This window comes from Streptomyces sp. NBC_00224 (assembly GCF_041435195.1).
In the GTDB taxonomy this organism is placed as follows: domain Bacteria; phylum Actinomycetota; class Actinomycetes; order Streptomycetales; family Streptomycetaceae; genus Streptomyces.
In genome coordinates, this window is the sequence record NZ_CP108106.1 from 8,247,615 (window position 1) to 8,268,735 (window position 21,121).

General features: G+C 69.6%; 23 protein-coding genes, 1 tRNA gene and 1 pseudogene. 12 read left to right on the forward strand and 13 right to left on the reverse strand.

Annotated elements, in window-relative coordinates; translation table 11 throughout:
• Positions 1-221: 221 nt before the first annotated feature.
• Entirely contained in the window at positions 222-635 is a 414-nt protein-coding gene (locus tag OG965_RS36885) for a YciI family protein (RefSeq protein WP_371656431.1), read from the forward strand.
• Between the two features lies 1 nt (position 636).
• Positions 637-1,782 carry an RNA polymerase sigma factor gene (locus tag OG965_RS36890; protein WP_371656432.1) on the forward strand — a complete coding sequence of 382 codons (1,146 nt, stop codon included), beginning with the start codon at positions 637-639 and terminating at the stop codon, positions 1,780-1,782.
• Positions 1,783-1,836: 54 nt separating this feature from the next.
• Here OG965_RS36890 and OG965_RS36895 read toward each other — a convergent pair whose 3' ends face one another.
• A complete protein-coding gene (locus tag OG965_RS36895; RefSeq protein ID WP_371656433.1) occupies positions 1,837-2,817 on the reverse strand; it encodes an NADPH:quinone reductase in 981 nt (326 codons plus the stop codon).
• A 109-nt stretch (positions 2,818-2,926) separates the two neighbouring features.
• On the opposite strand from OG965_RS36895, the gene OG965_RS36900 reads away from it, so the two are divergent.
• The gene (locus OG965_RS36900; RefSeq protein WP_371656434.1) at positions 2,927-3,550 is read left to right on the forward strand and encodes a DUF4291 domain-containing protein; all 624 of its coding nucleotides are present in this window, start codon (positions 2,927-2,929) and stop codon (positions 3,548-3,550) included.
• A 66-nt stretch (positions 3,551-3,616) separates the two neighbouring features.
• On the opposite strand, the gene OG965_RS36905 is transcribed toward OG965_RS36900, so the two are convergent.
• Together OG965_RS36905 and OG965_RS36910 are read right to left on the reverse strand one after the other, a co-directional pair.
• Positions 3,617-4,339 (reverse strand): DinB family protein, encoded by a 723-nt coding sequence (locus OG965_RS36905; RefSeq protein WP_371656435.1) that lies wholly within the window; start codon positions 4,337-4,339, stop codon positions 3,617-3,619.
• 275 nt (positions 4,340-4,614) lie between these two features.
• Positions 4,615-4,689: transfer RNA gene (locus OG965_RS36910), tRNA-Trp, on the reverse strand.
• 297 nt (positions 4,690-4,986) lie between these two features.
• Here OG965_RS36910 and OG965_RS36915 point away from each other — a divergent pair.
• Together OG965_RS36915 and OG965_RS36920 are read left to right on the forward strand one after the other, a co-directional pair.
• Complete coding sequence (locus OG965_RS36915) at positions 4,987-5,718, forward strand: hypothetical protein (RefSeq protein ID WP_371656436.1); 732 nt, start codon at positions 4,987-4,989, stop codon at positions 5,716-5,718.
• 225 nt (positions 5,719-5,943) lie between these two features.
• Complete coding sequence (locus OG965_RS36920; protein WP_371656437.1) at positions 5,944-6,588, forward strand: LysE family translocator; 645 nt, start codon at positions 5,944-5,946, stop codon at positions 6,586-6,588.
• Between the two features lie 63 nt (positions 6,589-6,651).
• Here OG965_RS36920 and OG965_RS36925 read toward each other — a convergent pair whose 3' ends face one another.
• The 3 genes from OG965_RS36925 to OG965_RS36935 all read right to left on the reverse strand — a co-directional run bounded on the left by OG965_RS36925 (position 6,652) and on the right by OG965_RS36935 (position 8,150).
• A complete protein-coding gene (locus OG965_RS36925; protein ID WP_371656438.1) occupies positions 6,652-7,473 on the reverse strand; it encodes an alpha/beta fold hydrolase in 822 nt (273 codons plus the stop codon).
• Between the two features lie 240 nt (positions 7,474-7,713).
• Positions 7,714-7,857: a hypothetical protein gene (locus tag OG965_RS36930; protein ID WP_371656439.1), complete on the reverse strand. Its 144-nt coding sequence runs from the start codon at positions 7,855-7,857 to the stop codon at positions 7,714-7,716.
• Between the two features lie 29 nt (positions 7,858-7,886).
• Complete coding sequence (locus OG965_RS36935; RefSeq protein ID WP_371656440.1) at positions 7,887-8,150, reverse strand: GlsB/YeaQ/YmgE family stress response membrane protein; 264 nt, start codon at positions 8,148-8,150, stop codon at positions 7,887-7,889.
• Positions 8,151-8,818: 668 nt separating this feature from the next.
• On the opposite strand from OG965_RS36935, the gene OG965_RS36940 reads away from it, so the two are divergent.
• Together OG965_RS36940 and OG965_RS36945 are read left to right on the forward strand one after the other, a co-directional pair.
• Complete coding sequence (locus OG965_RS36940; protein ID WP_371656441.1) at positions 8,819-9,328, forward strand: ricin-type beta-trefoil lectin domain protein; 510 nt, start codon at positions 8,819-8,821, stop codon at positions 9,326-9,328.
• A gap of 383 nt (positions 9,329-9,711) precedes the next feature.
• Positions 9,712-10,578, forward strand: coding sequence for a GyrI-like domain-containing protein (locus OG965_RS36945; protein ID WP_371656442.1), 867 nt, complete (start codon positions 9,712-9,714; stop codon positions 10,576-10,578).
• A gap of 54 nt (positions 10,579-10,632) precedes the next feature.
• On the opposite strand, the gene OG965_RS36950 is transcribed toward OG965_RS36945, so the two are convergent.
• Positions 10,633-10,779: a hypothetical protein gene (locus tag OG965_RS36950; RefSeq protein WP_371656443.1), complete on the reverse strand. Its 147-nt coding sequence runs from the start codon at positions 10,777-10,779 to the stop codon at positions 10,633-10,635.
• Between the two features lie 59 nt (positions 10,780-10,838).
• On the opposite strand from OG965_RS36950, the pseudogene OG965_RS36955 reads away from it, so the two are divergent.
• A pseudogene (locus tag OG965_RS36955) lies at positions 10,839-11,339 on the forward strand (prolyl aminopeptidase); the annotation flags it as partial.
• A 225-nt stretch (positions 11,340-11,564) separates the two neighbouring features.
• On the opposite strand, the gene OG965_RS36960 reads toward OG965_RS36955, so the two are convergent.
• Positions 11,565-11,804: a hypothetical protein gene (locus OG965_RS36960; RefSeq protein WP_371656444.1), complete on the reverse strand. Its 240-nt coding sequence runs from the start codon at positions 11,802-11,804 to the stop codon at positions 11,565-11,567.
• 130 nt (positions 11,805-11,934) lie between these two features.
• Entirely contained in the window at positions 11,935-12,105 is a 171-nt protein-coding gene (locus OG965_RS36965) for a hypothetical protein (RefSeq protein ID WP_371656445.1), read from the reverse strand.
• Here OG965_RS36965 and OG965_RS36970 point away from each other — a divergent pair.
• Positions 12,095-12,712 (forward strand): TOPRIM nucleotidyl transferase/hydrolase domain-containing protein, encoded by a 618-nt coding sequence (locus tag OG965_RS36970; protein WP_371656446.1) that lies wholly within the window; start codon positions 12,095-12,097, stop codon positions 12,710-12,712. The two genes, OG965_RS36965 and OG965_RS36970, sit on opposite strands and share 11 nt — an antisense overlap.
• Before the next feature lie 42 nt (positions 12,713-12,754).
• On the opposite strand, the gene OG965_RS36975 is transcribed toward OG965_RS36970, so the two are convergent.
• From OG965_RS36975 to OG965_RS36990, 4 genes are all read right to left on the reverse strand, one after another.
• Positions 12,755-13,198, reverse strand: coding sequence for an RpiB/LacA/LacB family sugar-phosphate isomerase (locus OG965_RS36975; protein ID WP_371657160.1), 444 nt, complete (start codon positions 13,196-13,198; stop codon positions 12,755-12,757).
• 250 nt (positions 13,199-13,448) lie between these two features.
• Positions 13,449-13,979: a hypothetical protein gene (locus tag OG965_RS36980; RefSeq protein ID WP_371656447.1), complete on the reverse strand. Its 531-nt coding sequence runs from the start codon at positions 13,977-13,979 to the stop codon at positions 13,449-13,451.
• Between the two features lie 62 nt (positions 13,980-14,041).
• Positions 14,042-15,820, reverse strand: coding sequence for a ferritin-like domain-containing protein (locus OG965_RS36985; RefSeq protein ID WP_371656448.1), 1,779 nt, complete (start codon positions 15,818-15,820; stop codon positions 14,042-14,044).
• A complete protein-coding gene (locus OG965_RS36990) occupies positions 15,820-18,531 on the reverse strand; it encodes a xanthine dehydrogenase family protein molybdopterin-binding subunit (RefSeq protein WP_371656449.1) in 2,712 nt (903 codons plus the stop codon). Before OG965_RS36990 ends, OG965_RS36985 begins: the two co-directional genes overlap by 1 nt.
• A 333-nt stretch (positions 18,532-18,864) precedes the next feature.
• Here OG965_RS36990 and OG965_RS36995 point away from each other — a divergent pair, with 333 nt between their 5' ends.
• From OG965_RS36995 to OG965_RS37005, 3 genes are all read left to right on the forward strand, one after another.
• On the forward strand, positions 18,865-19,776 hold the full coding sequence (locus OG965_RS36995) for an SGNH/GDSL hydrolase family protein (RefSeq protein WP_371656450.1): 912 nt from the start codon (positions 18,865-18,867) through the stop codon (positions 19,774-19,776).
• Between the two features lie 94 nt (positions 19,777-19,870).
• Complete coding sequence (locus OG965_RS37000; protein WP_371656451.1) at positions 19,871-20,410, forward strand: hypothetical protein; 540 nt, start codon at positions 19,871-19,873, stop codon at positions 20,408-20,410.
• Between the two features lie 165 nt (positions 20,411-20,575).
• Positions 20,576-21,031, forward strand: a complete 456-nt coding sequence (locus tag OG965_RS37005) for a hypothetical protein (protein ID WP_371656452.1) — start codon at positions 20,576-20,578, stop codon at positions 21,029-21,031.
• Positions 21,032-21,121: the final 90 nt, after the last annotated feature.

Sequence of the window (21,121 nt, forward strand, 5' to 3'; positions counted from 1 at the left end):
CAGCAGCCGGGAGACCGCCCACGCGCAGGCTCGCGACCTCGCCAAGAAGTTCTGATCGATCCGGAGCAGGCGCTGTGGGTGACGCCCTGGTGACGCCACTGCGAGCCAGCCAGAAAACAGACCCAAAAAAATTCTGGCGGCGATGTCGAGAACCCGTGGCTGGCTCCGTCCCCGTAGTGAAAGCGACCACAATGGGCCGCACCAGTACCGAGGAGAACACGATGGCCAAGTACCTGCTTCTCAAGCACTACCGCGGCGCTCCGGCTTCGGCCAACGACGTGCCCATGGACAAGTGGACGCCGGAGGAGATCTCGGCGCACGTCCAGTACATGCGGGACTTCGCGGACCGGCTTGAGGGAACCGGCGAGTTCGTCGACGGTCAGGCGCTCGCCCCCGAGGGGGCGTGGGTCCGGTACGACGGCGAGGGGCGGCCGCCGGTCACCGACGGCCCGTTCGCCGAGACGAAGGACCTCATCGCCGGCTGGATGGTGATCGACGTCGACAGCTACGACCGCGCCGTCGAGCTGGCCGGGGAACTGTCGGCCGCCCCCGGTGCGGGCGGGAAGCCGATCCACGAGTGGCTGGAACTGCGCCCGTTCCTGGCCGCGCCGCCCACCATCTCCGAGTGCCACTGAGGTGAATGAGGCCCTCCTACGGAGCCTCACGCCGAGCGTGCTCGGGATCCTCGTCCGCCGCGGAGCAGACTTCGCGGCGGCCGAGGACGCCGTGCAGGACGCGCTGGTCGAGGCGGTTCGCGTCTGGCCGACCGACCAGCCACGGGACCCCAAGGGCTGGCTGGTCACCGTGGCCTGGCGCCGGTTCCTCGACGCGACCCGGTCGGAAACCGCCCGCCGCCGGCGGGAGGATGTCGTCGACGAGGAACCGGCGCCCGGGCCCGCGCCCGCGGTGGACGACACGCTCCAGCTCTACTTCCTGTGCGCCCACCCGTCGCTGACGCCGTCGTCCGCGGTCGCGCTCACCCTGCGCGCCGTGGGCGGGCTGACCACCCGCCAGATCGCCCAGGCCTATCTGGTGCCCGAGGCGACCATGGCGCAGCGCATCAGCCGGGCCAAGCGCACCGTCTCCGGCATACGGTTCGACCAGCCCGGCGACGTCGCCACCGTGCTGCGTGTCCTCTACCTGGTCTTCAATGAGGGCTACTCCGGCGACGTGGACCTCGCCGCCGAAGCCATCCGGCTCACCCGGCAGCTCGCGGCCGCGATCGACCACCCCGAGGTGGCGGGGCTGCTCGCCCTCATGCTGCTCCACCACGCCCGGCGCGCCGCCCGCACCGCACCCGACGGCAGCCTGGTGCCGCTCGCCGAGCAGGACCGCGGCCGATGGGACACCAAGTCGATCGCCGACGGCGTCGAGATCCTGCAGGCGGCCCTCGCCCGCGACCGGCTTGGCGAGTTCCAGGCCCAGGCCGCCATCGCGGCGCTGCACGCCGACGCGCCCACCGCCGAGGAGACCGACTGGGTACAGATCGTCGAGTGGTACGACGAGCTCGCGCGCCTGACCGACAGCCCGGTCGTGCGGCTCAACCGCGCGGTGGCCGTCGGCGAGGCGGACGGACCGCGCGCCGGCCTGGCGGCACTCGCAGCTTTGGACGACTCCCTGCCCCGCCACACCGCGGTGGCCGCGTACCTCCACGAGCGCGACGGCGACCTGGCGACGGCGGCCCGGCTGTACGCCGAGGCGGCCCAGAAGGCCCCCAACCTCGCGGAACGCGACCACCTCACGCGGCAGGCCGCCCGGCTCAACGCCCGCCGGGGCCGCTGACGAAGCGACTCTCCTGCGCCGCTCGGCGCGGCCCGCGTGCACGTCGAGCCCGCGCTACCGGGGGACGGTGAGCAGGATGCGGCCGGGGCCGCCGGTGTCGACGCGGTCGTGGGCCTTGGCGATGTCCTCCAGGGGGAAGCGGTCGCCGACATCGACGGTGAGCGCGCCGACGGCGGCCGCCGCGGTGAGGTCACGGGCGGCCTGGCGCTTGGCCTCGGCCGGGAAGTCGTCGCTGCCGAAGAGCCGCAGGGTGACGTTGTTGAACAGGAGGGGCCAGAAAGGGATTTCGGTGCGGTCCGCGCGGGTGGCGTAGGCGGCGATGACGGCCTCGTTCGCGACGACGGCGTTGTCGAGGTCGGCGTTGTCGGACAGGGCGACCTCGATGATCCGGTCGACGCCCCGGGGTGCGTGGGCGCGGATCGCCGCCACCGGGTCGCCGGTGTCCAGGGCGACGGCGTGGGAGACGACGACGGGGTCGACCCGGTCGAGGTCCGCGGTGCGGCGGACGGTGGCGATCACTGTGGCGCCGGCCCAGTGGGCGAGCTGGGCGGCCAGGGAGCCGACACCGCCCAGGACTCCGTGCACCAGAACCAGTCGACCGTCGACCGGGCCGTCCGCGAAGACGGTGCGGTGGGCGGTGATCCCGGGGATGCCCAGGCTCGCGCCGAGTTCGTCGTCGAGGTGGTCGGGCAGGGGGACGGCCTGATGGTCGGGCACGACGGTGTACTGGGCGGCGGTGCCGAAGGGGCGGTAGGACTGAGCCCCGTACACCCACACCCGCTGCCCCACGCGCCGGGCGTCGACTCCATCGCCCACGGCGTCGACGACTCCGGCCGCGTCGCTGTGTGGGATCACCCTCGGGTACGGCATGGACGAACCGAGCCAGCCGCGCCGCTTCTTGGTGTCACCGGGGCTGATGCCCGAGACGGTGACGCGGACGCGGACCTCGCCGGGGCCCGGGGTGGGGTCGGGCAGTTCACCGACGCGTAGGACGTCGGCGGCCGGGCCCTGTTCGTCGTACCAGGACGCAAGCATGGGATACCTCCGTGTGCGGCAGCGGGACGCCATGTTCTCGCTGGTTCGACAGTGTTACGCCACAGTAATTCGATGGCGCGCGCGGGCCGGTGTGTCCACTCTGGTGATCGTGGAAGAACCCAAGTACCAGATCCGGGCCCAGTACACGGCCTCCACGGTCACCGTCTACCAGGCGTACGCACCGGAGATCGGCGTGCCCGCGGCCCGGGAGGGCCGGTTCCCAGCCGTATGGCAGCGGGACCGGATGACGTGGATCAAGCCGTCGTTCCTGTGGATGATGTACCGCTGCGGGTGGGGCACCAAGGAAGGCCAGGAGACCGTCCTGGCTGTCGAGATCACCCGCGAAGGCTTCGAGTGGGCACTGGCACACGCCTGCCTGTCCCACTACGAGCAGGGCCTCCACGCCGATCGCGCAGCGTGGAAGCGCCAGTTGAAGCGGGCTCCGGCCCGAGTGCAATGGGACCCCGAACGCGACCTGCGCCTCCAGCCCCTTCCCCGCCGTGCGCTCCAGCTCGGCCTCTCCGGCGAAGCCGCGCGTCTCTACGCCGACGAGTGGATCGCCTCCATCACCGACGTCACCCCGCTCGCCCGCACGATCCACGCCCACGTACGGGACGGAGACCTGGAAACCGCCCGGCAACTCCTGCCCGGCGAACGGCCCTACCCCATAGGCGAGGGGCTGCTTCGGGGCGAAGCCGGTGTGTTGGACAGCGCTGCTGAGCAGATCGGTTGAGCCGCGCTGATCGAGCGCGCGAGCGGGTGTTGACTGGCGTCTGCGCTCCACACAACGCGCTCGGACCTACCTCCCGCCAGTGGTGAGGCGGGCCTGCCACAGGTCGCGGAGCAGCGCGATCTCGGCCATGTGGTGGATGAATTCGAGGTTGGCCGACGCCAGCACGCCGACGTAGGGGTATTCGGAGTCGTTGCTGTACGGGTACTGCGAGAAGCCGACCGTGTCGAGCTGCTCGTCGGTCAGGGTGGCGACACTGTCGCGCCAGCGGTCGATCAGGGCCCAGAACCGCTCTTGTGCCACCGCGGCAGAGGGGGTGAAGTCGACCAGCAGCTTCGGTTCCTGCCGCCGTTCACCGAAGGTCCACTCCCATGCGCCCGCGAAGTGGAAGTGCAGGTGCGCCAGCCGCCACGCGATGGTCGTGATCGGCGTTTGGTCAGGCTCCGGTTCACCGGTGTGGGCAAGGATCTGCTCGACCCGCTCCACACTCACGCTCCAGTCATCGGCGATCTTGGCGACCGTCATGCCGTCGGCGGCCTGCCGGGCAACTTCGGCGTACTCGTTGGCCGGGATGTCGGGGGCGCCCAAGTCGAGCACCCACGCACCCGGCCCGAACGCCCGGGGCGTCACTGCCTCTTCCCGGCGCCGGATCGACCAGCTACCGGGTACCGGCTCCCACAGGTACTCCTCGTCGCCGAGAGCCGTCAGCCGTACCTGCGCCATCTCCCTGGCCCGATCGAACTGGTCGAGCAGTATGCCCAATCGGTCGGTCCGCATGCCCTCGATCTCCATGCACGGCTCCCTTCGCGGTCGTGTCTTCCACCTCACTGCGCTCTGGCGGAAGCTAACGGCTCACCTCACGGGGCGCCACCGATTTCCTCACCCGCGGAGGGGCGCGGCGCCGCCCGCACCACCGCGCGGTCGCCACCGCAAGCCATGCCGTGACCAGGAGGTCGGCCTCCGTTCAGGCCCGAGGCCTCCTGTTCCCGACACCTCGCCCGATGATGGCTCCGCGTACGAGCGCGCCTGCAGTGACCCGGAGGGGACGGGCGCATGATCTCAGCAGACGGAGCCGACCGGATTCGAACCGGCGTCCTCGCGATTTTGGAGACCGCGCGCGTCGACCTCTGCGCTACGGCTCCGCCTGCCCCCGCATCGTATCGGTGAAGCGTGTCGCAGGACGCTGTGGGGTGGAAGCCCGCCCGGTCGCCAACTCCTGCTCCCAGACCGGTAGATGCCCACCTCCCGGCCCCGCCCGATGCGCTGGTGCGCCGTGACGATTCCGTGACATGGAGCGGACTCGTCCGTCGCGCATGTCCCAATAGATTCACTCATACACCGCCACAACACACCGGCTCAGACCGAACGGTGGCGGTTCGTGTCCTTGCTCGCTCTCGCGGCCATCCGTACTTTCCGTACTTCCACGCACAGGAGTTGTCATGCGCTACACCCTTCGCACCGGCTTGGCTGTCGCCACGCTCGCCGGTTCCGTCCTCGTCCCGACGGCCGCGTTCGCGGGCACTTCCCATGGTGCTCGCAGCGCCTCAGCCGCAACGGCCGCTGACCAGTGCACCGTGGTCAAGAGCGACGGAGTCGGTGCGGGTCTCGGCGTCCGGATGACGATGAGCCCGCAGGGTCCCTCGGCCGTCTTCTTCGACGAGGCCGACGGCAGCGAGGTCAAGCGGTTCGGCACACTCGACCGCAGCCACCCGGCGCTGGCGCGGGATGCGGGTATCGAGGTGGAGATACTCAACCCGTATGGCTCGACCCCGCAGCTGTTGGCCAAGACCAACGGCGGCCGGGACGGCTACTACGGGATTCGGAACTTCCCCAAGTTGCCCAAGGGTTGCTCGCTCGACGAGGGAACGGTCGTCAAGCAATGCACCGTCTCCCACCAGGACGGCATCGGCGCCGGCCTCGACGCCCGGCTGACGATGAGCCCGAAGGGCCCCTCGGTCACCTTCATCGACGAGGCCGACGGCAGCCAGGTCACGCGCCTGGGCACGCTCAACCGCAGTCACCCCAAACTCCCCGCGTCGGCCGGTATTTACGCCGAGATCGTGCAGCCGTCCAGCTGGGACCCGCAGCTGAAGTCCAAGACCCAGGGCGGTCCCACGGAGTATGCCTTCACCGACTTCCCCAAGCTCCCCAAGGGCTGCCCGCTGTACTGACCCGCCTCTGCATCCGCACAGAAGTAGCCGCTCCGGCCGGGAGCCACCGTGATGCGGTGGCTCCCGGCCGGACCCGTTCCGCCCTGCCGTCTTCCGCCCACCCACAGTGTCAAGAGACCGTGCCGGTCGGTGCCCGGTGATATTGGTGGGTGGATGTGCCTAGAGCGGACGGGCCGCCGTCTGTTTCTATGACCTCTGGGAGACAACGGAGGAGGTGGCGGATACATGGTGTCCACGGAGAGCATTCTCGCGTTCGCGGCGATTTCGCTCTTGGTGATCGTGATTCCGGGGCCGAGCGTGCTGTTCGTGATCGGTAGAGCTCTCGCGCACGGCCGCCGTGTGGCGCTCGCGACGGTCGTCGGCAACCTGCTCGGTTCGTACCTCCTGGTGATCGCTGTGGCGTGGGGCCTCGGCGCGCTGGTGGAGAGCTCGGCGACGGTGTTCGTGGGGGTGAAGCTGGCAGGGGCGGTGTACCTCGTCCACCTCGGCGTGCAGGCGTTCCGGCACCGCAAGGAGATGCGCGCGGCGAACATGGCGGCCCCGGCAGGTGAGCGGCGTGGCGATCTGCGCACCGTCCTGGACGGTATTTTCGTGGGCGTCACCAACCCGAAGGGCCTCGTCTTCTTCGCGGCGGTGCTGCCGCAGTTCGTGAACCACTCGGCGGGCCATGTCCCCCTGCAAATGATGGTGTTGGGGCTGGTCCCGGTCGCCATCGGCATGATCACGGACACCCTTTGGGGCCTGGGCGCCTCGGCGGCCCGCTCCTGGTTCGCCCGCTCGGACCGCCGCCTGTCGATGGTCGGCGGAGCGGGCGGCATCGCGATGATCGGTCTGGGCGTGACCGTGGCAGCGACAGGCCGCGCCGACTAGCCGCAAGCTGGGCGAGCTCGACGACCCCGCCGGTTTCACGCGGGCACCGCGGAGCGTGAGGTGTCAGGCCTCCCGGCCCTGGAGGAATCGGGTGAGAGCGGCGACGTACTGCTGCGGATGTGTGGCGTGGGGGAGGTGCCCCGCCCCTTCAAACGTGTGGCGTTGCGCGTGCGGCAGTGCCGCGGCCAGTCGGTCGAGGACCGTCGTGAACCATGCCGGGCTCGTGGTGCCACGGGTGAGGAGTACGGGTGCGGTGCAGCGGGAGAGTGTGTCGACATCGAGCGTCGCCCATCCGGGGTCGGACTGCTCGTCCAGCCAGGTGGGGGCGTTGCGTACGAACGTGTCCTGAACGGGGCCGGGCAACTGGTCCCACATACCGGGGCCCAACGCGACCTCCTCCACGAACAACCGCGCGGCTTGTTGATGCTCGCCCTTGCGGAGAAGGGCGAGTGCGGCCTCGATCGAGGCCGCCGTCGGGCGCAGCTCCTCCATGGCGTCCGGGTCGTCGGCCACGATCGTGACCAGGGGTGGTTCATGCACCACGATGCTGCGGAACAGCTCCGGACGGCGTGCGGCCAGACCGAGCGTGATGATGGCGCCGAAGGAATTGCCCGCGACGTGCGCGGGCGCGGGTCCGAGCTGCTCGATCAGGGCCGCGAGATCGTCCTCGTCCTGCCTCCGAGTGCCCTGACCAGGCGCTGCCTCGCTCTGGCTGTGGCCACGGCGGTCGTAGCTGATCACCTGGAACGACGCGCGGATGTCCGCCTCGATCGCGGGCTGCCACGAGGTGTGGTCGGTCCACGAGCCGTGGACGAAGACGAGCGGTTCGCCTTCCCCGACGACCTCGTAGTACAGGGCGGTGCCTCCTGTACGAAGAAGCGGCATGGCGTGGCTCCTCAGAGGGTGTGGGGCGGGGCGGCAGTCCATAGCCAAGTGATAGCCGACTGTAGTCGCGGTGATGGCATGGTGCACCCTCTGTTACGCGGTGACGGTGGTGGCGGCGGTGTCGTCTGCGGCGAAGGGGCGGCATGTGGCATTTGCGGATGCGTACCCCAGGGGGCCGTTCGGGTGGTGGTGTCCACACTCAGTGGTTTGAGGAGTGATCATGACTGCGCGGCGGGGGAGTCACTTGGCGTTACCTGTGAAGGCGGCGAGGAGTCGGTGGATGCTCAGGCTCGCCCCGAGGTCGTCGGCCACGTGATCGGGCAACGGCTGCCGGTCGGGCGTCCACGGGAAACGGACGCTCCGGCCGGCAGACGCGACAGACAAGGTTGATGACTCACCTTGCCCATCTCAGCTCAGCGGCGTCCCTTGAAACGGTCCAACGCGCCTACGCCCACGGCAGCCAGCGCGACTTGGAGGGCGAGCTCGATCCAGTCGATGCCCTTGGTGTCAGCGACACCGAAGCCGGCTGCAATCGCCGTTCCCAGCAGTGCTGCGACGATACCGACCAGGATGGTCCACAGGACACCGATGCGCTGGCGGCCAGGGAGCACGAGCCGCCCCAGAACGCCGATGACGATACCGATCACGATCGCGCTGACAAGCCCCGAAATCCCCACGATGGCCTCCTTTGAGCCTGACCCTCTCGTTCAAGGTGTGCCCCGAGACAGCCTGCTCACGCTTCCTCTGAGCGCACGCCCGGCGCAGTGGTCAGGTCGAGCGCGCTCTGCGGCGAGCAGGGTGAAGGGACCGGTGAGGGTGGGAGCGATCCTGAGGCGCCCCTGAAGGGAAGTTTTGACGTCGATAGAAGGTGCCCAGAGGGCAAGAGGGCGGGCCCCTCAGCTGCACGTCCCGCTCGCGGCTCTGGAGATTGCCGGTGTCTGGAAGTGCTACTCGCGACGCCAAACCTCAAGGGCGCGAAGCCATCCGCGCCGGCCTCGCCTCATCTGCAACTCCGTCTGGCCAAACACCAGATGGGAGGCAGGGCCAGTTTCCTCCGCTTTCGTGAACGTGTGATCCTCGTGGCTCACTCCAGACGCACTACAACCGGCAGTTCGACGGATGACGCCCTCTGGGCGATCAACTCGCCGCGAAAATTGGACATTGGGCCGTGAGCGCGTTGCTGGAAACAAGCCGTGGTGTGAGACTCGGGGCGCCCGACCGGAGAATTTCGCTGACGTCTCCGGCGGGCAGGCTCAAGGCTCGCGGTGTTCGGGCACCTTCCTCTGCACGTACCGCGTGTCGTTGAGGCTCCAACATTCTCTAGCGAGAAACCTGGAGAGGACTCATGCCCAAGAGACGCAGCCTGCTCGCGCTGTTCACCGGGGTGTTGGCGATGCTGGTCATCGCCGTGATCGGCACACCTGCGCAGGCGGCAGGCTTCAGCCCGATCAACGTCTGGAACTCGACCCACTGCCTCGACAACGCCACCGAAAACTCCGCAAAGCTCCACATGTGGTCGTGCTCGGGTGGCTCCGAGCAGAAGTGGCTCGAAGGGTTCAACACGCAGACAGGCCTGTTCACCTTCACCAACCAGCGCACGGGACGGTGCATCACCGCACCGGCCTGGGGCTCGGGCACGGTCACGGTGGAGTTCTGCAACGCAGCCGCGCCCACCCAGCAGTGGCGCGTCTTCTTCGCGGACAACCCCAACGGGCCGCCCTCGGGCTGGTACGACGTCTGGCAGAACGTGTCGAGCGGGCTCTGCCTGTCGACACCCAGCGTACGCAACGGCACCCTCCTGCAAGCGACGGCCTGCGATCCCTCCAACCAGTACTACAGGTGGCATCAGCAGTAAGAGCCGTCGCGGGGAAACCAGCAGAGCGGCGAGGCATGCGTGACCGGGGGCCGTCCACCACCTGACGGCACAGCATGCACTGTCTCGCGGACCTGGACCCGGCCCTGGACCTGGACCCGGACCTCGACCCGGACTTGGACGTGTCCGCCGTCCACCCGGGCCACGCCGCAGCTTCAGCTCTGCCCGAGACGCGTGCTCGTCCAGGGGGTACTTCGCAGAGCCAACGGCCCTGCGCCGACCTTCGGCTCCCTGTCCGCCGCGCTCACCACCACCCTGACGCCCGAGGCCCACGCAGCCGTACCCGACCGTACCGGGCACAGGATGTCGGGTGCGGCAAGGTGAGTCCTTCCTAATGTGAGTGATCGAAAGGGAAGGAGGCCGGGGTGCTGGAGCGGCTCAACCAGGCCATGGAGCACATCGAGGGCCATCTCGATCAGCGGATCGAGGCGGCCGACCTGGCGCGGATCGCGGTGACGTCGGAGTACCACTTGCGGCGGCTGTTCTCCGCCCTGGCGGGGATCCCGCTGTCGGAATACATCCGGCGCAGGCGGCTGACGGTCGCGGGTGCCGAGGTGCTGACCGGCGAGCGGACGCTGCTGGAGGTCGCGGTGCGTTACGGCTACACCTCGGGGGAGGCGTTCGCGCGCGCGTTCCGTGCGATGCACGGCGTCGGTCCGGGAGAGGCCAGACGGGTCGGTGCGAGTCTGCAGTCCCAGCCCCGGATGTCCTTCCGCCTCGTCGTCGAAGGGAGCAGCAGCATGCGGTACAGGGTCGTGGAGAAGGAGGAGTTTCGTGTGGTCGGCAGGAAGGCGCGCGTCCCCCTGGTGCACGAGGGGGTGAACCCGGCCATCGCCGACTTCATCCGGGGCATCGGCCAGGAGACGCTGCAGCGCATCCAGAGCCTGTCCGACCAGGAGCCGGAGGGGATCGTCTCGGTGAGCGAGAATCTGGACGAGAGCCGTGCCGAGGGGACCGAACTCGACTACTACCACGGTGTGGTGACGGGCGCCGCCGTGCCCGAGGACATGGACGCGCTCACCGTCCCGGCCGGAACGTGGGCCGTCTTCGAGAGTTCCGGGCCGTTTCCGCAGGCGCTCCAGTACATGTGGCGGGACGTGTTCACCCAGTGGTTCCCGTCCAATCCGTACCGCAGCAGGCCGGGGCCCGAGATCCTGCGGACGCGTCTGTCGCAGGATGCGGCACAGGCGGACGCGGAGCTGTGGATCCCCGTGGAGCGGACCGCGCTGTGAGCCGTGGTGCGCGGTTGCCCAGAGCCGCCGCGCACCACGGCCCGTTCGGAGCGTCTACGGCAGGGCTTCCGCTTCGCCTTCCGGCACCGCACCGCTCTCCTGCGGGCTGTGCGCGATGAGGTGGGGTGCCGCCTCGGCGATCCGCTGCCGCATCGGGCGTCGGCGCAACGCATCCAGTGCCTCGCCGACGAGTCGGCTCAATGGGAACGAGAGTTCCGCCTCGAACTCCGTGGCCGCTGCCGTGGTGGCGGCCCATTCGCGTCGGCCGGTTCTTCCCCGAGCAGTGGGAGCGTTTCCTCGCCGGCGCTCCGGGCACACCGCGCGACGGCGACATCGTCGGGGCCTACGCACGTTTGATGGAGCACCCCGACGCCGCGGTACGGAACAAGGCCACGGCCGACTGGTGTACCTGGGAGGACGTGGTCCTGTCCGGCGAGACCAAGGGCGCTTCCCACCCGTACGGCGACCGCCCGCCGTCCGACCGGCTCGCGCCGGTGCGTATCTGCTCCCACTACTTCTCCCACGGGGCATGGCTGGAGGAGGGCGCGCTGCTGCGCGACGCCGACCGTCTGGCCGGCATCCCTGGCGTCCTCGTGCACGGCCGACTCGACATGAGCGGACCTCTCGACACCGCGTGGGAGCTCGCCCGCGCCTGGCCCGACGCGGAGCTGATCGTCGTCGAAGACGCGGGCCATCTGGGCGGTACGACGACCCGCGACCACGTACTCGGAGCTCTCGACCGGTTCGCTGCCGACGCCTGATCGCGGACGCGTCCCGGGCACGGCTGATGGTCGTCGGTGTCGGGCGGTGGGGTCGCCGGTGTGCTGGCGCCGACCGGGGCCGCGGCGGCTCTGATCGCTGTGGTCTGGCTGGCCATGACCGTACGGCCTCCCTCGTCTGAGAGACGACCGGCCTCGACGGTGCTTCTCACTTCAAGTCCCGCCGAGCATGGCGACGGGGCGAGTTCGTCGGGTGATGCGGTCGGGTCAGGAGTACCTCCTGTAGTGCTCGTTGTCGGCCTCAGATGCGGTGTGTCCGTACTTGGAGTAGAAGTTGCCCTCGTCGTACTGGTGGTCCTCGACGGGGTATGTGTGCGAGCCGTCGGTGGTGTGGTGCCGGGCGCCGGGCGCGACAGTCCTGCTCTGCCCGGCGGCTCCGTGTGTTCCGGCGGCCTGGGCCGCGGCGGCGCCCAGCACAACACTGCTGAGGGCGACTGCGGCGTGCATTCGTCGTGAGATGCGCATGCCCGGGCAAACGATCACGGGTGTTCCGGGTTACCCGCGGCGGCGCGGGCGCGCACGTCGGTGCTGAGGAGCGCTACACCCTGCGGCCGGGGCCGCGACCACACCCGGTCCGCTACATCGCGGCCCGAGCTTCCTCGACGAGCTCAGTGCCCCAAGTGATCGGGTAGATCGTCAGGTTGATGGCTGCCCAGGTGACGAGGGTGCCCGGCGTGTCGAGCGAGGTTCTCGAATATCGCGTGCCGTGCCGGTCGGTGGAAGTGCAGACTCGCTTCATGGCAGACATGTGGGCGTTCCGGGATGCGGTGAGCAGCTGGGCGGCCGGTGGTTCAGGCGAACCGGCGAGTGAACTGGCTGTACGACTGCGGTTGAGGACGGCGGTATTGCTGGAGGGGCCGAGTGATCTCGCGGCCGTCGAGGAGCTGGCCGCACGGCGTGGCCGGGATCTGGCCGCCGAGGGGGTGTGCGTCGTGCCGATGGGCGGGGCGATGAGCGTCGGTCGCTACGCCGGTCTTCTCGGGCCGCCCGGTCTCGGCCTGCGCCTGAGGGGACTGTGCGACGAGGGCGAGCAGCGCTTCTACGACCGTGGCATGGCGCGGGCCGGGGCGCCGCGCCACGGCTTCTACGTGTGCGTCGCGGACTTGGAGGACGAGCTGATCCGCGCGCTGGGCACGGCTCGGGTCGAGGAGATCATCCGGGCCGAGGGCGACCAGCGCGCTTGGCAGACCTTCCTGCAGCAGCCCGCACAGCAGGACCGGCCCCGGCAGCAGCAGTTGCGGCGTTTTCTCGGCACGAAGAAGGGCCGCAAGATCCGCTACGGCCGTCTCCTGGTGGAGGCCCTCGACCCGGGACAGGTACCGGCCCCGCTCGACGACCTCCTCACGAGCGTGTGACCGACGCACGAAAGCGCGTCGCAACCACTCCCGGCGCCCCTGTCACGCCTGGTCAAGGCGCCCCAGATGCCGGATGTTCTGCTGGTCGGTCCGGTCCTGGCTCGGACTGGTGTCGAACCACGCGTCCAGGATTTCCCCGAGTGTGGCTGCCGAGGTCAGTCGCAAGCCCAAGGCCAGGACATTCGCGTCGTTCCAGCGGCGGGCACCACTGGCTGTGTAGGCGTCCGTGCACAGCGCCGCCCGCACGCCAGGGACCTTGTTGGCCGCGATGCTCGCACCGGTCCCGGTCCAGCAGCACACCACCGCCTGGTCCGCTCGCCCCTCTGCCACGTCCCGCGCGGCAGCCTCCGTGCAGAACGCCCAGTCGTCCGTCTCTTCCGCTGCCAGTACGCCATGAGGGATCACCTCGTACCCACGGCGGCTCAGCTCCGCCACGAGTTGACGGGTCACCCCCTCGTCAGAGTCGGCGGAAACAGAGATCCGCAGGGTCGCCATGACATTCCCCTTCCGAAAGGTTCCTTGTTTGCAGCAGGCACCATCGTCTTACAGCAGCCGCCTCTAGACGCTCCGCGACCGTCGCGTGTGCCGCCTGGGCTGCCGCGCCATCGGCGTGGCGGCCGGCACGGATGCGCCGGACCGGTCCGCGGTGCCGGCACCAGCTTCCGCCCCGCTCTGGCAACCCTGGGTGTGTGAGAGGGCGCGAAGCGAGTGAGAGTCGTGCGGGTTCTACCGGTCGTCACAGGTGCTCGAAGTAGCGGATCCACCATGTTGCGCGGCCTCCATACGGGCCGTAGCCGGCGTAGAAGGACCCCTCGTCAGCGAGCCACGTCACGCCGTCGTAGGGCCGGTGGAGCAGCCGTGGGGGCACTAGCGTGTAGCCGAAATCGCAGAGGGCGGCCTCGATTCGGCTGCGGTCCGCAACGGTTAGCGCGCCCTCCCGAACGGCATGGTCCAGGTCGTCGTGGCTGTCGGGTCTCGGGGTGGTCACCACCGCGAGGTTGCCGAAGTTGCTCAGCCGCAGTCCCAGGGGAACCCCGGCCTCGGTCGCCTCCGACGGTATGGCGATGTTGAAGTAGTAGCTGGCGTCCTGGATCTGTTCGTCGAGTTCGCAGGCGTGCCCGAAGTCTTTGGTCAGCTGGTCGTTGAGCTGGGTCGCTCGCGCCGCGGCCAGCAGACGGTCGAAGCCGTCGGGAAACTCCAGGTGGTCTGGTCCCGACAGCTGGTCCAGAGCGTGAAGCAGGACCAGGACCCGCGCGTCTTCATTCATCGCGGCCACCTTACGGAGGCCCTGGCGCAGGCTTTGTGGCGGGCTGTCGAGAAAACCGTATTTCACCGCCCGCCAGGCACCAGCGACAGCTCCCAGAGCGTCTCCCGGGCGCAGTTGGCCGGGTAGTCGTACGGCAGGTGGCGGGCGTAGCGCTGCTGGTCGATCGTGATCTGTTGCACCATGGTGTGGGCCAGGCGCAGGTTCTGTGTGTCGTCCAGTCCGGGAGCGTAGCCCGCGACGAAGGCGTCGAACGGGAGGCCCTCGGCGCGATGGGCCAGTGCGGTGCCCAGGCTGCGCAGCGGGCCCGTCATGTGGCGGCGTGCGGCGCTGTGGAAGAGCATGCCCTGCCGGTAGGACGCGTCCAGCAGCATGCACACCGCCCAGTAGTGGAGGTTCGCGAGGTGGCGCAGTGCCGGGACCGTTTCGTCGGGGATGGGGTCGCCGGAGGGTGGCAGCCCGCTGGAGTGGCTGAGGGGGACCACCGGGTGGTCCGGGCCGGCTGGATTCCATACGTCAGCGCAGTCCTGGAGGGCGGGATGGGTGCCCTCGAACATGGACCGGAAGAGCGTGAAGTGTTCGCTTTCCCCTTCTTCGCGCAGCAGCTCCAGGCGGGCGAACCACGAGGTGTAGTCCAGCCGGTCCGGCTCCCGCTCCTGTAGCAGTTCGAGCACCCGTGTGACCTTGCGGTAGAGGCTGCCGACCTGGTTGGGGCGGGGGGCCGCAGGTGCTGTCGAGCCGAGCACCTCGTACAGGCGGTCGACGAAGGCGCGGTCCTCGGGTGTGTGCTGCTGGGCCGGGTCGACCGCGCTGGGTGATGCCTCGACGTATACGTACTTGGCCAGGCTGTGCAGGCTCAGGGGTTCCAGCACGAAGTCGAAGGGATAGATGTCCTGTTCGTACGGGAACTGCTGGCGGCCGAGGTGCGGGGCCGCCCCGAGTGCGACGAGCAGCGAGTTCACGATGTCGAGGTGGGTCATCTCCTCGATGGCCACGCCCATCAGGTGCAGTGGCCGGCCTCCGTAGCGATGGCTGGGCCAGCCGGCGAGGTCGGCGAAACGCGGCACTTTGATCGAGAAGGCGGCGTACAGGTACTGGACGAGCAGCGAGTGCTCGATCTCCGCGCCGTCGCGCAACAGCCGGATCAGTTCCAGCGTCGGATCGTCGAACACGGGGGTGTATCCGAGCCGTTCGGTGTCCGCCGCGGACAGCGCAGGTGTCCTGCTCAGCCGGGGCATGGCTCTATGGGCGGTTGCCCCGGTCTCCGGAGCGGTCGGTGGCGCGGCCGGGTTGCGTTCGCGCTCCGTCGGGGCGGGGGCCGGGGGCGCGCTCTGCGCGGTGGCCAGTACGGCCGCCCGGTAGCGCTCGTAGTCCGTGCAGCGGCACACATGCGAGCCGAGGACCGTGTCGACGGTCTCCTCCAGCTGCTGCTCCGCTTCGTCCGCAAGGCGGTTGTCGCCGGCGTGGTCGACGACGACGCTGCCGGCGACCGCGAACCCGGCCGCGCAGTATCCGCACTGGAACGCCTCACGCTCCAGGAACGCCTGCTGTACGGGGTGCAGCGTGCCGTCGGCCGCCAGGCCTTCGACGGTGGTGACGTCCCACCCCTGTACGTGGCGCATGCTGGTCATGCAGGCCTGGCGTGTCACCACCGGGGCTTGGGGGAGGGTGCGGACCGCGACGGTGCAGGCGCGGCATTCCCCGATGGAGCAGCCGATTTTCGTGCCGGTCAGGCCCAGGTCCTCGTGCAGGAAGTGGACGAGGGACATGTCGCCGGGCACGGAACGGCCGTGGTGGCGCACGCCGTTGACGGTGAGGTCCAGATCGGTGGTGGGCTCTTGCATCACGACCGCCCGTTGTCGGGGAGGGGCAGGTCCGCCAGGCGGATCGGGGTACGGGAGGGCCAGCAGCGGTCGTCGCCGTGCCCGAGGGCATGCGCGACGGCGTTGGCCACGGCGGGTGCGACACTCGTCATGGTTGCTTCCCCGATCCCCTTGTGCCGCAGGCTCGGACTGCCGGTGCCGAGCACACCCGCCGCCGGCAGGGGAACGAGGATCGTCTCGCGTCGGATTCCGGTGATGTCGGCGTAGCGTGCGAGCCGGTAGCGGTCGAAGTTGACGTAGGGACCGGCACCGGTCTCCGGGGGAAGTTCCTCGTGCAGTGTGTGGGAGATCCCCATGGCGAGCCCGCCCGCCACCTGGCCGTCGAGCGCGGCCGGCAGCAGTGGGTCGCCGGCGTCCAGGAACGTCACGGCGTCCACGACACGGATCGTCCCGTGCGTCGGCGCAATCTCCACGCCGACCAGGTGACCGGCCGCCGCGTACAGCGACCGCGGTACGACGTCCCCGCCCGGTCCACGCGCGACCGGGGCCGTGAGCGGGCCGACCGGGGTGAGGGGCACGGGGTCGTCGTCCGGCGAGTGGACGAGCGTCAGCGCGTCGACGGACGCCTCGTGAGACACCCCGTCGACCTGGAACGTCGCCTGTGACCAGCCGTTGCAGAAGTAACCGTGTGCCATGACGCATGTCTGGCCTCCTGTACGCACCAGCTCGCGCGCCAGTGCGGCCAGCGGCACCGCGGGGTGGCCCGGCAGTTGCACCGCACCATCGTGCCAAGCAGCCAGCAGGTCGGCGTCGGTCAGCGTGGGCTCGTTCAGCAGCGCGCGTGCTGCGGGGAGCAGGCGCAGCCGCAGGAGTGCGCGGCACGCCTCGCGGACCACGTGCACATGGAAGAACGCCGTCTTCGACGCGCTGCTCGCTCCATGGGACAGCGAGATCTTGACCTGGTCGTGCAGTCCCCGCTCCTTGAGGCGCTGGGCGAAGCGTTCGAAGGGCCCCACCACCCCGAGCCGGGCGACCACCGGCACCCCCAGCACGTCGTGGGCGGCCTGCTCCAGAGCGGCGCGGGAGCCCTGTCCCATCTCCACGCTCTGGCCCCACACCGCGACCTGGCCGTCGGCGGTCACCTGCACGGCCGTGTAGACGCTGTCCTGGGTGGTTCCGTACGCCTCCATGCAGCAGGCGAAGCCGACCCCGTACAGCGTGCCGTCTCCGCGCCCGGCGACCCGGTCACGAGCCTCGTCGCGCTGCTGCCACAGCGTGTGGTCGCGAGCCGCCGCGCAGACCTCGGCGGCGCCGACATGGAACCGCAGCGGAGTCCCGGCGAGGTCCGTGTCCGGGGCAGAAGCGGCGGTCGGCCCGTCGGTGGCGGAGCGGACCACGTTGGCCAGGCGGAAGTCGAGGGGATCCATGCCCAGGCCTCGTACGGCGAACCGGTCGAGCGCGGTCTCCAGGTTGAACGCCACCTGTGGGATGCCGAAGCCGCGCATGGAACCGACGGCGGGGATCGCCCGCTCCACCACGATGGCGTGCACCGAGGCCTGCGGCACCCGGTAGGGGCCGGTGGCGTGCAGGGCCGCGAGCCCCAGCACCGGCCCGTTGAGGTTTGCCTCGACACCTCCGTGCAGCACGACGAACGACCGCATCGCCTGGATCCGCCCGTCGGGATCCGCCCGGATCCAGCTGCGGACGCCGGAGGCGTGTCGTTTCAAGCCGCCCTGGAACTGCTCGCGCCGGTCGTACGCCAGCCGGACGGGGCCGGGCGCGAACACCGCCGCGAGCGCCAGGTAGTACGGGAACGGCGACTTGTCCCGGCCCCCGAACCCTCCACCGCAGTCCTTCGACCACAGCCGTACGGACCGTACGCTCGGATGCGCCGCGCGGCCGAGCAGCGTCTGGATGTCCGGCACGTCCCCGTGCGGCGACTGCGTGCCCAGCACCAGGTGCAGGGTGCCGGAGGAGTGGTCCAGCCAGGCCAGTCCGGCCTCCGGCTCCAAGAAGCCCGGGTCGGTCTGCTGGGTGAACGTCGTGGTGACGGCCCCGAGCGCTCCGGGCTGGGCCATGTCGCCTTCGATCGCCGAGAACAGGTGTTCCGCATCGGTGTCGGGCTGCCCGTTCCTGACGAACGTGCTCTGCGTGGCGTCGTAGGTGACACGCCCGCGGTTCCAGTGGGAGTAGCCGTTCGGCACGGTGGCGTCCAGCAGGTAGTGCGCCTGGCGCGGCGTGCCGGTGAAGCTCCGCTGCGTCCAGGCCTCCAGATCCTGCGCGATCAGCTGCTCCTCCGTGGGCGGGAGGACGCCGGTGGCGGGTCCATACGTCACTGGAGCGGCGCCTTCGCGCAACTCCTGCGCCGCGCGGCGGAACCGTACGAAGTCGCCGTAGACCACGATGGCCACCGGCTGACCGAGGTAGTCGGCCTTCTCACCCGCCGGCAGGAGCGCCTGGACGTTGTCGGCGGACACCCGGTTGCTGTACGGGGGCTGCGGGAGGTCCGCGGCTGTGACGACCACGTCGGGCCGCAGATCGGCCGGCAGCCGTGCGAAATCCACACCCGTGAAGAGTCGGTCGACGTGTCGGCTGCGCAGCAGCAGGGCGTGCCGGCAGTCCGTCGGCCAGCCCATGGCGGCCATGTCCGCCGGCCGGAAGTCGCTGGCGAAAACCTTTTCCCCGGTCACTCTGCGCATGCGCCCGTCGGCGGCGTCGCCGTCACTGCCCATGGTTTCGACCTCAACACCCACCGCGGCGCCCGGCAACATACGGTGCGCCTTATGGGGCCCTGCGGAGCGCCCGGGGGAGCGCCCGGGGGAGCGCGGCTCATGTCACCGCCGCTGTCATGGTCGTGAGGATTTCAAATAAATCCGGTCACCAATATTGACGCCGACCTGGCGGCACCTCACATTACCTATGGGTAGAACCGGTTGGTAATCCCGCACCGGTCCTCCGTGGTCGCCGGTGCCCGCACCGTCGTCCCGCTGCCGCCATTCGTTGTTCGAGCCGCTCCTTCGTCGCGCCGATCCGGGTGCGCCGTTCCCCGGGAAGAGAGAGCAACCATGCCCAAGTCAGCTCGATATGTCATGTCTGCGTCAGTGGCGGCGGGTGCGCTGGCCCTTGGACTCGTCGGCGCCACCACCGCGCACGCCACCCAGTCCCCGGCCCAGGATGCGGCCATGGCCCCTGCTCGGGCCCTGAACTACGTCGCCCTCGGAGACAGTTACAGTGCGGGCTCCGGCGTCCTGCCCGTGGATCCCACCAACCTGCTGTGTCTGCGGTCCACCGCGAACTACCCCCACGTCATCGCCGCCCGCACCGGCGCCCACCTCGCGGACGTGACCTGCGGCGGCGCCCAGACCAAGGACTTCTCCACATCCCAGTACCCGGGCACCGCCCCCCAGTTGGACGCCGTCACCGCCGACACCGAACTCGTGACGCTGACCATTGGCGGCAACGACAACAACACCTTCATCAACGCCATCCTGACCTGCGGCACTGCCGGCGTCTTCAGTGGCGGTCAGGGCAGCCCCTGCAAGGACCAGAACGGCACCGCCTTCGACGACCAGATCGACGCGAACACGTATCCCGCGCTCAAGACCGCCTTGCGCGCCGTCCGCGCCAAGGCGCCCCACGCCCGCGTGGCGGTGCTGGGCTACCCCTGGATCACCCCGGCCAAAGCCGACCCGTCCTGCTTCGTGAAGCTGCCCATCGCCTCCGGCGACGTCCCGTACGTACGCGGCATACAGGGACACCTCAACGCCGTCGTCCAACGCGCCGCCGACGAGACCGGGGCCACCTACGTGGACCTCTCCCGGGCGTCCGAGGGCCGCGACGCGTGCGCACCCACCGGGACCCGCTGGATCGAACCGCTCCTGTTCGGGCAGAACGTCGTCCCCGTCCACCCCAACGCGCTCGGCGAGCAGCGCATGGCCGAGCAGACCATGAGCACGCCCGGACTCGGACTCGGCTGATCAGAGGACCGTCGTTCCGCGGTCAGCCGTGATCCGGCGCCGCCCCGCGGTAACTTTAGTTCCCAAGTAAGGCTGTGTGAACTATGGTTGTCGCATGATGGTGCCTGAGATCACCCCAGAAGAACAGGTGGAGCTCGACAAGGCTCTGTACGACGCCTTGAATCCACTGGCCTCAGCCTTTCGCTCCCGAGAGACGGGTCTCTCCGTCGACCGCATGTGGGACGCGGATCCCGCAGAAGTGGCACTGACCGTCCTTGCCGCGTGGAAGGTGGTGGACGCGGAGGTCAAACGGCTGACGGCGAACGCGGCCGCAACCGCCGGCTCCTACGGTGCGAGTTACGAACAGTTGGGGGCCGTGTGGGGCATCACTCGGCAGGGTGCCCGCAAGAAATGGCCCGACGCCGTCAGTCGCCCGGTGCCCCCGACAGTACCCGCAACCACCCTTGAACTCTTCGGGGGAACGGCTGAACTGGTCCAGGTGCCATCCGGCGGCTGGACGTGGACCGGCAGGGGTGCCGATGGGGCATCGAGCGCGGTGGGCGGGGGAACGTGGTACCCGACCACGGAGGAAGCGGCAGCCCATGCGGGCGCGTTCCTCAAGGAACATGCGCTCGACGCTGTCGGTCGGTCCTGACGCCTCTCAGTGAGGGGGTGGAAGGCTGAACTCGGCGGTCAGTACTGCCAGTGAGGGCGGCCGCTGACGGTCCGGCAGTAGATCATTCGCCCGTTCGCGGCGTGCGTGGAACGGCCGAGATCGGCTTTACGGCAGAACTGGCCCGCGTTGTAGCAGTTGCCCGCGTTGGAGACGATCTCGCAGCTGCTGGAGTGGGTGGAGGCGGTGGCCTTCGTGCTCGGGTGGCTGCCCTGCGCCGGGGGCTTCGGGGTGCGCGACTTCGTTGGCGCGGGAGCCGGGGTGTGCGGCTTCGCGCTCGTCCGGCTCGGGGACGGGGTATGGCTGGGGGAGGCGGCGGGACCCGGGGTGGTCGCGGAAGGCGACCCGGTCCCCGGGGTGGCGCTCGCCGTGAGCGACGGTGGCGCCGAGGCCGCGCCCGAGGTGCCGTCCTGGCAGCCTGCGAGCGCGAGGGCGGCCGCCAGGGCCGCGCCGACGACAGCGGCTCTGGCGCGCCGTGAGCGTGAGGGTCTGGATATGCGCATGGCGGAGCACTCCTCATACGGGACGGATCGTGCACGCAGCGAACCTGCTCGCTCGCGCTGCGCAGCAGGCTACGCGCTCGGCGCCGTCGGCATCGGGTAAATGGACTGCGTACCACCGCCGCTGAGGGACTGTCAGGTTCGGAGCGGCGACCCGGCGGTTCGTTCAACCCACGGACGTGGACGGCGCCTT